Here is an 11,919-nt window from a genome sequence, read left to right as displayed (position 1 = left end):
CTCCTGAAGGCATTGTGCTCATTTGACGCCCGCACCGGTGTGGCGATGCGAACAGCCGACGACCGGGCGTTGAGGTTTTACAATTCTTCACAAGAAGTTCAAATGAGACCAAATTGACTCAAATCGAATGTGTAAGTACCATTCGCGCCGTTTTCTAATCAAAGGCTCGGGTGAGTACATGAGCAACTTGCGTGCAATGGGTGTGGCCAGCTGGCTAGCGGTGGCGGTAGCGCTGGCCGGCTGCGGAGCGGCGGACGAACAACAGGCTGCCGCCGACGCGGTATTGGCGGTGCAGACGGTGACTGTGGCGAGCGAACAACTGGCACTGGCCTCGACCCTGCCGGGCCGGGTCGAGCCGATGCGGGAGGCACAGGTGCGTGCCCGCGTGGCCGGCATCGTCCTGCACAAACGTTTCGAGGAGGGCGCCGACGTCAAGGCCGGCGATGTGCTGTTCCAGATCGACCCGGCGCCGTTCAAGGCGGCCCTGTCCCGCGCCGAGGCCGACCTGGCCCGGGCCCAGGCCGTGCAGCAGGAGGCCCAGGCGCGGGTCAAACGCTACGAACCGCTAGTGAAGATCGAAGCGGTTAGCCAGCAGGACTTCGACAGCGCCACCGCCGCGCTGCGCAGTGCCCAGGCGGCGGTACGCGCCAGCCAAGCCGAGGTGCAGAGCGCACGCCTGAACCTGGGTTATGCCACCGTCACCGCGCCGATCTCCGGGCGCATCGGCCGGGCCCTGGCCACCGAAGGCGCGCTGGTCGGGCAGGGCGACGCCACGTTGATGGCGCGCATCCAGCAGCTCGACCCGATCTATGTCGATTTCACCCAGTCCGCCGCCGATGCCCTGCGCCTGCGCCAGGCCCTCAAGGACGGCGCTCTGGCCAGTGGCGACGAGCAGACCCTGACCGCGCAGGTGGAAGGCACCGACTACCAGCGCCAGGGCGCGCTGATGTTCACCGACGTGGCGGTCGACCGCGGCACGGGCCAGGTCACCTTGCGCGGGCGCTTCGACAATCGCGACGGCATCCTCCTGCCGGGCATGTATGTGCGTGTGCGCACCCCGCAGGGCACCGACCAGCAGGCCATCCTGGTGCCGCAGCGCGCGGTGCAGCGTGGCAGCGATGGCCAGGCGCGGGTGATGGTGGTCGGGGCCGGCAACCTGGCCGAGGCGCGCAGCGTGCGCACCGGGGTGATGCAGGGCTCGCGCTGGCAGATCAGCGAAGGCCTGCGCAGCGGTGACCAGGTGATTGTCGGCAGCCCGGCCGGGCTGGCACCGGGCATGCCCGTTGCGCCTGTTCTGGCGCAACAGGCCGCGGCGCATTAAGGCGAGGGAAGCGAGATGTCCAAGTTCTTCATCAATCGGCCGAACTTCGCCTGGGTCGTGGCGCTGTTCATTGCCCTGGCCGGGCTGCTGGTGATCCCGGCATTGCCAGTGGCCCAGTACCCCAGCGTGGCGCCGCCACAGATCTCGATCAGCGCCGCCTACCCGGGCGCGTCCGCCAAGGTGATGGTGGAATCGGTGACCAGCATCATCGAGGAGTCGCTCAACGGCGCCAAGGGCCTGCTGTACTACGAGTCCACCAACAACTCCAACGGCGTCGCCGAGGTGCTGGTGACCTTCGAGCCGGGCACCGACCCGGACATGGCCCAGGTCGACGTGCAGAACCGCCTGAAAAAGGCCGAGGCACGCATGCCCCAGGCCGTGCTGACCCAGGGCCTGAAGGTCGAGCAGGCGAGCTCCGGCTTCCTGCTGATCTATGCCCTGACCAGCAAGGCCGGCGACCACGGTGACACCACGGCCCTGGCCGACTATGCCGTGCGCAACATCAACAACGAACTGCTGCGTGTGCCGGGCGTGGGCAAGTTGCAGTTCTTCGACGCCGAAGCGGCGATGCGGGTCTGGGTCGACCCGCAGAAGCTGGTGGGCTACGGCCTGTCGATCGACGACATCAACAACGCCATCCGTAGCCAGAACGTCCAGGTGCCGGCCGGCAGCTTCGGCAGCACGCCAGGCGCCAGCGAGCAGGAACTGACTGCGACCCTGGCCGTGCAAGGCACCCTGGAAACCCCCGAGGCGTTCGCCGGGATCGTCCTGCGCGCCAACCCGGACGGTTCCAGCCTGCGCCTGGGCGATGTCGCGCGCATGGCCATCGGCAGCGAGAACTACAACCTGTCGGCGCGCCTCAACGGTCACCCGGCGGTGGCCGGCGCGGTGCAGCTGGCGCCTGGCGCCAACGCCATCCAGACCGCGACCCTGGTCAAGGAGCGCCTGGCGGAACTGGCGCAGTTCTTCCCCGAAGACGTCGAGTACTCGGTGCCCTACGACACCTCGCGCTTCGTCGACGTGGCCATCGAGAAGGTGATCCACACCCTGATCGAAGCCATGGTGCTGGTGTTCCTGGTGATGTTCCTGTTCCTGCAGAACGTGCGCTACACCCTGATCCCGTCGATCGTGGTGCCGGTGTGCCTGCTCGGCACGCTGATGATCATGAAGCTGCTGGGCTTCTCGGTGAACATGATGACCATGTTCGGCATGGTGCTGGCCATCGGCATCCTGGTGGACGACGCCATCGTGGTGGTGGAAAACGTCGAGCGGCTGATGGCCGAGGAAGGGCTGTCGCCGGTGGAGGCGACCATCAAGGCAATGGGCCAGGTGTCCGGGGCGATCATTGGTATCACCGTGGTGTTGGCGGCGGTGTTCCTGCCGCTGGCGTTCATGTCCGGCTCGGTGGGGGTGATCTACCAGCAGTTCTCGGTGTCGCTGGCGGTCTCTATCCTGTTCTCCGGCTTCCTGGCCCTGACCTTCACCCCGGCACTGTGCGCCACGCTGCTCAAGCCGGTGCCTCATGGCCACCAGGAAAAAGGCGGTTTCTTCGGCGCCTTCAACCGCGGCTTCGCCCGCGTCACCGAACGCTACTCGCTGCTCAACAGCGCCCTGGTGGCCCGTGCCGGGCGCTGGATGCTGGCCTATGTCGGCATCCTGGTGCTGCTTGGCTATAGCTACCTGCGTCTGCCGGAGGCCTTCGTGCCGGCCGAGGACCTGGGCTACAGCATCGTCGACGTGCAGTTGCCGCCGGGTGCCAGCCGGGTGCGCACCGACCACACCGCCCAAGCGCTGGAGCAGTTCCTGATGTCACGCGAGGCGACGGCCAGCTCGTTCATCGTCAGCGGCTTCAGCTTCTCGGGCCAGGGTGACAACGCCGCGCTGGCGTTCCCGACCTACAAGGACTGGTCCGAGCGCAGCAAGGCGCAATCGGCCGAGGCGGAAATCGCGGCGGTCAACGCGCAATTCGCCGCCAACGGCGATGGCACCATCACCGCGGTCATGCCGCCGCCGATCGATGGCCTGGGCAACTCCGGTGGCTTCGCCCTGCGCCTGATGGACCGTGGCGGGCTGGGGCGCGAGGCGCTGCTGGCGGCCCGTGACCAGCTGCTGGCGCGTGCCAACGGCAACCCGGTGATCCTCTACGCGATGATGGAGGGCCTGGCCGAGGCGCCGCAATTGCGGGTCAAGATCGACCGTGAGAAGGCCCGCGCCCTGGGTGTGAACTTCGAGTCGATCAACAGCACCCTGGCCACCGCTTTCGGTTCGGCGGTGATCAACGACTTCACCAACGCCGGGCGTCAGCAACGGGTGGTGGTGCAGGCCGAGCAGGGCGAGCGCATGACCCCGGAAAGCGTGCTGCGCCTTTATGCGCCGAACGCCCAGGGCGAGCAGGTGCCGTTCAGTGCCTTCGTCACCACGAAATGGGAGGAGGGGCCGGTGCAACTGGTGCGCTACAACGGCTACCCGTCGATCCGTATCGCCGGCGATGCCGCGCCGGGTCACAGTACCGGCCAGGCCATGGCCGAGATGGAGCGCCTGGTCAGCGAACTGCCGCCGGGGATCGGCTATGCCTGGACCGGCCTTTCGTACCAGGAGAAGGTGTCCAGCGGCCAGGCCGCCGGCCTGTTCGCCCTGGCCATCCTGGTGGTGTTCCTGCTGCTGGTGGCGCTGTACGAGAGCTGGGCGATTCCGCTGACGGTGATGCTGATCGTGCCGATCGGTGCCCTGGGCGCGGTAGGGGCGGTAATGCTCACCGGCCTGCCCAACGATGTGTACTTCAAGGTCGGCCTGATCACCATCATTGGCCTGGCGGCGAAGAACGCCATCCTCATCGTCGAGTTCGCCAAGGCACTGTGGGAGAAGGGCTACAGCCTGCGTGACGCCGCCATCGAGGCCGCGCGCCTGCGCTTCCGCCCGATCGTGATGACCTCCATGGCCTTCATCCTCGGCGTGGTGCCGCTGGCCATCGCCACCGGCGCCGGCGCGGCCAGCCAGCGCGCCATCGGTACCGGGGTGATCGGCGGCATGCTCAGTGCCACCTTGCTGGGCGTGGTGTTCGTGCCGATCTGTTTCGTCTGGGTGCTGAAGCTGCTCAAGCGCAAGCCGGCCCCCGGGCAACACGCTGTCGAGGTGACGAAGTGATGCTCATGCGTAATCTGGCAATACCCTTCGCCCTGGCCGTGACCCTGGTCGGTTGCTCGCTGGCACCGACCTACCAGCGCCCCGAGGCGCCGGTGGCGGCCGCGTGGGGCGATGCTGCCGGCCATCATGGCAAGGCGGTGGAGCAACTGGACTGGCAGGCCTTTATCGTCGACCCGGCGCTGCGCCAACTGGTCGCTACCGCGCTGGACAACAACCGCTCGCTGCGCCAGACGCTGCTGGATATCGAGCAGGCCCGCGCACAGTACCGCATCCAGCGCGCCGACCGGGCGCCGGGCTTGAATGCCGGGGCCTCGGGCAACCGCCAGCACCTGCCGGCGGACCTGTCGAGCAATGGCCGCGAAGGGGTCACCAGCACCTACCAGGTAGGCCTGTCGCTGCCGGAATACGAGGTCGACCTGTTCGGCCGGGTCAAGAGCCTGAGTGACGCGGCCCTGGAGCAGTACCTGGCCACCGAGGAAGTTGGCCGTGCCGCGCGCATCGCCTTGATCGCCGAAGTCAGCCAGGCCTACCTGACCCTGGATGGCGCCGAGCGGCGCCTGGCGCTGACCCGCCAGACCCTGGCCAGCCGCGAGGATTCGCTGGTGCTGGTCGGCCAGCGGCGCGGCGCCGGCACGGTTACCGCACTGGATCACCAGGAGGCGCTGGGGTTGGTCGAGCAGTCTCGCGCGGAGCTGGAGGCCACCGTGCGCCAGCAGCGCCAGGCCTACAACGCCCTGGTGTTGCTGCTGGGCAGTGCCGAGGCGGCCAAGGCGATTGCGGGCCAGCACCCGGCCGAGCCGATGGTGTTGCAGGACATCGCCCCGGGCGCGCCGTCGGCGCTGCTCGAGCGGCGGCCGGACATTCTTGCCGCCGAGCACCGGCTGTGGGCGCGCAACGCCGATATTGGCGCGGCGCGGGCGGCGTTCTTCCCACGCATCAGCCTCACTGGCAGCTTCGGCACCTCCAGCGCGCAGATGTCCGGGCTGTTCGACGGTGGCTCGCGCAGTTGGAGCTTCATGCCGCAACTGTCGCTGCCGTTGTTCGATGCCGGGCGTAACCAGGCCGGCCTGAGCCTGGCCGAGGCGCGCAAGGATTCGGCGGTAGCCGCTTACGAAGGCAGCATCCAGACCGCCTTTCGCGAGGTGGCCGATGCCCTGGCCGCCACCGACACCCTGCGCCGCGAGGAAGCGGCGCGTCGGGCCCTGGCCGATACCAGCCGGGCGACCGAAGCGTTGGCCAAGGCGCGTTATGAGGGCGGGGTGGACAACCACCTGCGCTACCTGGATGCGCAGCGCAGCCATTATGTGAATGAGGCGGCCTTCATCGAGGCCAGCACCCAGCGGCAACTGGCGCTGGTCGACCTGTTCCGCGCGTTGGGTGGTGGGTGGCCGGACAGGGGGTGAGCGGAACTCCTTTGGTTGGCGAATCCAACCGCTCGGCCCCGGGGGATTTTTGCCCCGGGGTTTTTTTTATTTGGGTCCACACAAGCTGTGCAGGAGCGGCCTTGTGTCGCGAAAGGGCTGCACAGCAGCCCCAGGATCTCGTGGCGCGGCAAATATTGCCGGGGCCGCTATGCGGCCCTTTCGCGACACAAGGCCGCGCTGACAGAGGCGCGTGGTGTACCAAGGGCCAGGTTAATCCTGCAACCACTCCGGGCTATTGAAATTGCTCAGTCGCAGGTCATCTTCAGCACATTCCAGGCCCTGCACGCGGCCCTGCAACAACGCCTTCTGCAAACTCCGCTCGCCCGTCTGCCAGGCCTGCTCCAGCAGTGGCAACAACCGCCGCGGCAGTACACTGAACATCGGCTGCCAGTACCCAGCCTGGCGCACCATGGCCGGGCTGTCGTGGGCCTGCGCCAGCGCCAGGAGGTCTTCGATCAATGCCGGGTCGATGCGCGGCGCATCGCAGGCCAGCACCACCACCCAGGGGTGGCGGGCCACCTTGAGCCCGGCGATGACACCGGCCAACGGCCCCGGGAAGTCGCCCTCGGCATCGGCCACGAGCTGGTCGGCGTAGCGGCCATAGTCGGCCTGGTTGCGGTTGCACGAGACCACCACATCGTCGCTCAGCCCACGCACCGTACGGTGCACATGCGCCACCAGCGGCTCGCCGCGCCAGGCCAGCAGGCCCTTGTCGCGGCCGCCCATGCGCAGGCCGCGGCCGCCAGCAAGGATGAGGATGGAGCAAGGGGGGAGGGTGGCGGGCATGAAAAAGGGTTCCAGGCAATCAATGCCGGGAACCCTCCCATTTAACGCCGGGCTTGTCCAGTCAGGCTTCGCCGCTGGCCACCGCGCCGCCCTTGGCCTTGGCTTTACCACGCCCGGCCAGGCGCATCACCACGACGAAGAACACCGGCACGAACACCACGGCGAAGGTGGCGCTGAGCATGCCGCCGATCACCCCGGTACCGATCGCCTGCTGGCTGGCCGAGCTGGCACCGCTGGCGATGGCCAGGGGCACCACGCCGAGGATGAACGCCAGCGAGGTCATCACGATCGGCCGCAAGCGCAGGCGCGCCGCCTTGATCGCCGCGTCCACGGCATCGTGGCCCTGGTCCACCAGGTCCTTGGCGAACTCGATGATCAGGATGGCGTTCTTCGCCGAAAGGCCGATCAGGGTGATCAGGCCGACCTTGAAGAATACGTCGTTGGGCAGCCCGCGCAGGGTTACCGCGACCACCGCGCCGAGCACTCCCAGCGGCACCACCAGCAGTACCGCGGTGGGAATCGACCAGCTTTCATACAGCGCCGCCAGGCACAGGAACACCACCAGCAGCGACAGTGCCATCAGCAACGGCGCCTGGCTGCCGGACAGCCGTTCCTGCAGCGACAGGCCGGTCCATTCCAGGCCGGAACCTGCCGGCAGCTGCGCCACCAGGCGCTCGACCTCGGCCATGGCCTCGCCCGAGCTGAAGCCAGGCGCCGGCTCGCCGGAGATCGACACCGCCGGGTAGCCGTTGTAGCGGGTCAGCTGCACCGGGCCGGTCTGCCAGTGGGCACGCACGAAGGCGCCCAGCGGGACCATCTTGCCGGCGTTGTTGCGCACGTGGATCTTCAGCAGGTCCTCGACCTGGCTGCGCTGGTCGCCTTCGGCTTGCACCACCACCCGCTGCATGCGGCCCTGGTTGGGGAAGTCGTTGACGTAGTTGGAACCCACCGCCGTGTCGAGCACCGCGCCGATATCGGCGAACGACACGCCCAGGGCATTGGCCTGGCGGCGGTCCACCTCCAGCTCCACCTGCGGGCTTTCGGCCAGCGAGGCTTCGCGCACGTTGACCAGCACCTTGCTCTTGCGCGCCTCGTCCAGCAGCTGGTCGCGGGCCTGCATCAGCTCGCGGTGGCCCATGCCGCCACGGTCCTGCAGACGGAACTCGAAACCAGTCGACTCGCCCAGGCCATCCACCGGCGGTGGCAGCACCGCGTAGGCGACGGCATCCTTGAGCTGGGTGAAGGCGATGGTCGCCCGCTCGGCGATCGACTGGGCGTGATCGTCGGCGCTGCCACGCACCGACCAGTCCTTGAGCGTGGTGAAGGCCAGCGCCGCGTTCTGCCCGCTGCCCGAGAAGCTGAAGCCGAGGATCAGCGTGGTGTTGGCCACGCCCGGTTCTTCGGCGTTGTGCGCCTCGATCTGCTTGGCCACCGCGATGGTGCGGGCCTGGCTGGCCCCTGGCGGCAGCTGGATGTCGGTGATGGTGTAGCCCTGGTCCTCGGTGGGCAGGAAGGCGGTCGGCAGTTGGCTGAAGCCATAGCCCAGCGCCACCAGCAACGCGGCATACACCAGCAGGTAGCGGCCGCTGCGCAGCAGGGCGTGGCTGACCCAGCGCTGATAGCCGTCGCTCATGCGTTCGAAGCGGCGGTTGAACCAGCCGAAGAAGCCCCTGCGCTCATGGTGCTCGCCCTTGGCCAGCGGCTTGAGCAGGGTGGCGCACAGCGCCGGGGTCAGGCTCAGGGCAAGGAACGCCGAGAACAGGATCGACACGGCCATCGACACCGAGAACTGCTGGTAGATCACCCCCACCGAGCCCTGCATGAAGGCCATCGGCAGGAACACCGCCACCAGCACCAGGGTAATGCCGATGATGGCGCCGCTGATCTGGCCCATGGCCTTGCGCGTGGCTTGCTTGGGCGCCAGGCCTTCCTCGGCCATGATCCGTTCGACGTTTTCCACCACGACGATGGCGTCGTCCACCAGGATGCCGATGGCCAGCACCATGCCGAACAAGGTCAGCACGTTGACCGAGAAGCCCAGCGCGTTCATCACCGCGAAGGTGCCCATCAGCGCCACTGGCACCACCAGGGTGGGGATCAGCGTGTAGCGCAGGTTCTGCAGGAACAGGAACATCACCGCGAACACCAGCACCATGGCCTCGAACAGGGTGCTGATCACTTGCTGGATCGAGACCTTGACGAAGGGCGAGGTGTCATAGGGGATGTCGTACTTGACCCCGGCTGGGAAGTAGCGCGACAGCTCGTCGAGCTTGGCCTTGACCAGGCTCGCGGTTTCCATGGCGTTGGCCCCCGGCGACAGCTTGACGCTGAAGGCGCTGGTGGCCTTGCCGTTGAGGCGGGTGCCGTACTGGTATTCCTGGGCGCCGATCTCGACCCGGGCGACATCGCCGACGGTGACCGTGGAGCCGTCGGTGTTGGCGCGCAGCACGATGGCGGCGAATTCCTCCGGCGTGCTCAGCTGGCCTTTGACCACCACGTTGGCGGTGATCTCCTGGGTTGGCCGGGCCGGCAGGTCGCCGATGCTGCCTGGGGCCACCTGGGCGTTCTGCGCGGCGATGGCCTCGGCCACGTCGTTGGGCGTCAGCTTGAAACCGACCAGCTTGGCCGGGTCGATCCAGATCCGCATGGCCCGTTCCGAGCCATACAGCTGCGCCTTGCCGACGCCCTTGATACGGCGGATCTCGTTCATCACGTTGCGCGCGAGGATATCGGACAGGGCGATCTCGTCGAGGCTGCCGTCCTCGGCGGTAAGGGTGGCCAGCAACAGGAAACCGGTGGACACCTTCTCCACTTGCAGGCCCTGCTGGGTTACCGGCCGCGGCAGGCGCGACTCGATCACTTTCAGGCGGTTCTGCACGTCCACCTGGGCCAGGTCGGGGTTGGTGCCCGGCTGGAAGCTGGCGGTGATGGTGGCGCTGCCCAGGCTGCTCTGCGACTCGAAGTACAGCAGGTTGTCGGCGCCATTGAGCTCCTGCTCGATGATGCTGACCACGCTCTCGTCCATGGTCGCCGCCGAGGCGCCCGGGTACACGGCGTAGATTTCCACCTGCGGCGGCGCCACGTCGGGGTACTGGGCCACCGGCAGCTGGGGCAGGGCCAGGCTGCCGACCAGGAGGATGAACAAGGCGACCACCCAGGCGAATACCGGGCGGTCGATGAAGAACTGCGGCATGGATCAGGCCCTCACTGGCCGGTGTGCTGGGCGACAGCGCTGGCGCCCGGTTGTTCGTCGACCTGCACCTGGTCGCCGGCCTTGACGTGTTGCAGGCCCTCGACCACGACGCGCTCGCCGGCGCCCAGGCCCTCGCTGACGATCCAGCGGTCGCCCTGGGCGCTGCCCAGGGTCACCTGGCGTTCGCTGATACGGTCCTGCTGGTCGACCACCAGCACCTTGGGCACGCCGGCGCTGTCGCGCAGGATGGCGCGCTGCGGCACGCTGATGCCCTTGGGCTGCACGGCCTGCTCCAGGCGCACGCGCACGTAGCTGCCCGGCAGCAGGTCGAGGTCGGGGTTGGGGAACTCGCTGCGCAGGGTGATCTGGTTGGTGCTCGGGTCGACGCTGATGTCGGAGAACAGCAGCTTGCCGGCCAGCGGGTAGGCACTGCCGTCATCCTGGATCAAGGTGGCCTTGACCTGGTCCTGGCCGACCCGTTGCAGCTCGCCTGCGCGCAACGAACGGCGCAGGGCGTTGAGCTCGCGGGTCGACTGGGTGACGTCGGCGTGGATCGGGTTCAGTTGCTGGATGGTCGCCAGCGGCGTGGTCTCGTTCTGGCCGACCAGCGCGCCTTCGGTCACCAGGGCGCGGCCGACGCGCCCGGCGATCGGTGCGGTGACCGTGGCGTAGCCCAGGTTCAGGCGCGCGCGCTCCAGCGCGGCCTTGGCCTCGGCGACGGCGGCATCGGCCTGGAGGAAGGCGGCACGGGAATTGTCGTACTCCTGGCGGCTGACCGCCTTGTCGTCGACCAGCTCGCGATAGCGCTGTTCCTGCAGGCGGGCCTGGTACAGGGTGGCCTCGGCCTTGGCCAGGGTGGCCCGGGCGCTGTCGAAGTCGGCCTTGAACGGCGCCGGGTCGATGAGGAACAGCACATCGCCCTGTTTCACGTCGCTGCCTTCGCGGTAGACGCGCTTGAGCACCACGCCGGCGACCCGGGCGCGCACTTCGGCGGTACGCGGGGCGAGGATGCGGCCGCTGAGCTCGGTGCTGATGGCCAGCGGCTGGACGGCCAGGGTTTCGACCCGAACCTGTGGGGTGGGGGCTTGTTCTTCCTGGTCGGCGGCGTCATTGCAGCCGGCCAGGGCAAGGGTCATCAGCGCCAGCAGCGCCAGAGGGCGCAGGCGCAGGGTGCAGGGAATGGACATACGGATCTTCCGGAATTGATCGAGCGTATGCTAAGGCAGCCGTTCGCGTGGGTGCTGTTAAGCTGTGTAGGGTGTATGTGAAAAAGTGTGAACAAGCGACGGTGCCTGGCGCAGGATTCTATATCCTGCCTGACTTCACTCCTGGTTCAAATCCACTTATGCCGAACATCCTCCTGGTCGAAGACGACAGCGCCCTGTCCGAGCTGATTGCCAGCTACCTGCAACGCAACGATTTCCATGTCCGGGTGATCGCCCGGGGCGACCATGTGCTGGAGGACTTTCACCGGTACAAGCCGGACCTGGTGATCCTCGACCTGATGCTTCCGGGCCTCGATGGCTTGCAGGTGTGCCGCCTGCTGCGCCAGGAGTCCCAGGGCCTGCCGATCCTCATGCTGACGGCCCGCGACGACAGCCACGACCAGGTGCTGGGGCTGGAAATGGGCGCCGACGACTATGTCACCAAGCCCTGCGAGCCGCGGGTGTTGCTGGCGCGGGTGCGCACCTTGCTGCGCCGCAGCAGTGTCAACGAGCCGCGCCTGGACAGCGACCTGATCCAGATTGGCGGCCTGCGCATCGACCTGGCCGAGCGCAACGTCAGCTGGCGCGGCGAGGAGGTGGAGCTGTCCAGCGGCGAGTACAACCTGCTGGTGGTGCTGGCGCGCAATGCCGGCGAGGTGATGAGCCGCGACCGGATCCTCCAGCAACTGCGCGGTATCGAGTTCAACGGCACCGACCGCTCGGTGGACGTGGCGATATCCAAGCTGCGCCGGCGTTTCGACGACAGCGCCGGCGAGGCGCGCAAGATCAAGACCGTGTGGGGCAAGGGCTACCTGTTCAGCCGCGTCGAGTGGGAGTGCTGAGCCA

The 11,919-nt window shown here is 67.6% G+C and carries 7 protein-coding genes; 4 read left to right on the top strand and 3 right to left on the bottom strand.

Annotated elements, in window-relative coordinates; all coding sequences use genetic code 11:
• Positions 1–178: 178 nt before the first annotated feature.
• Genes KSS95_RS16710 through KSS95_RS16700 form a run of 3 tightly spaced genes read left to right on the top strand, consistent with a single transcriptional unit; the run spans position 179 to position 5,868 of the window.
• A complete protein-coding gene (locus KSS95_RS16710) occupies positions 179–1,321 on the top strand; it encodes a MexC family multidrug efflux RND transporter periplasmic adaptor subunit (protein WP_217848178.1) in 1,143 nt (380 codons plus the stop codon).
• Between the two features lie 15 nt (positions 1,322–1,336).
• Positions 1,337–4,465 (top strand): multidrug efflux RND transporter permease subunit, encoded by a 3,129-nt coding sequence (locus tag KSS95_RS16705; protein WP_217848177.1) that lies wholly within the window; start codon positions 1,337–1,339, stop codon positions 4,463–4,465.
• Positions 4,465–5,868, top strand: coding sequence for an efflux transporter outer membrane subunit (locus tag KSS95_RS16700; protein WP_217848176.1), 1,404 nt, complete (start codon positions 4,465–4,467; stop codon positions 5,866–5,868). Before KSS95_RS16705 ends, KSS95_RS16700 begins: the two co-directional genes overlap by 1 nt.
• 231 nt (positions 5,869–6,099) lie before the next feature.
• Here KSS95_RS16700 and mobA read toward each other — a convergent pair whose 3' ends face one another.
• The 3 genes from mobA to KSS95_RS16685 form a co-directional block, all read right to left on the bottom strand.
• Complete coding sequence (gene mobA, locus KSS95_RS16695; protein WP_217848175.1) at positions 6,100–6,675, bottom strand: molybdenum cofactor guanylyltransferase MobA; 576 nt, start codon at positions 6,673–6,675, stop codon at positions 6,100–6,102.
• Positions 6,676–6,736: 61 nt separating this feature from the next.
• Complete coding sequence (locus KSS95_RS16690; protein WP_217848174.1) at positions 6,737–9,868, bottom strand: multidrug efflux RND transporter permease subunit; 3,132 nt, start codon at positions 9,866–9,868, stop codon at positions 6,737–6,739.
• A gap of 11 nt (positions 9,869–9,879) precedes the next feature.
• Positions 9,880–11,049 carry an efflux RND transporter periplasmic adaptor subunit gene (locus KSS95_RS16685; protein WP_302467660.1) on the bottom strand — a complete coding sequence of 390 codons (1,170 nt, stop codon included), beginning with the start codon at positions 11,047–11,049 and terminating at the stop codon, positions 9,880–9,882.
• A 164-nt stretch (positions 11,050–11,213) separates the two neighbouring features.
• Here KSS95_RS16685 and KSS95_RS16680 point away from each other — a divergent pair, with 164 nt between their 5' ends.
• Entirely contained in the window at positions 11,214–11,915 is a 702-nt protein-coding gene (locus KSS95_RS16680) for a response regulator (RefSeq protein ID WP_217848172.1), read from the top strand.
• The last annotated feature ends 4 nt before the right edge of the window (positions 11,916–11,919 follow it).

The organism is Pseudomonas muyukensis, assembly GCF_019139535.1.
Classification (GTDB): Bacteria; Pseudomonadota; Gammaproteobacteria; order Pseudomonadales; family Pseudomonadaceae; genus Aquipseudomonas; species Aquipseudomonas muyukensis.
The sequence above is the reverse complement of the archived record's forward strand: the minus strand, read 5'-3'. Positions and strand labels throughout refer to the sequence as shown.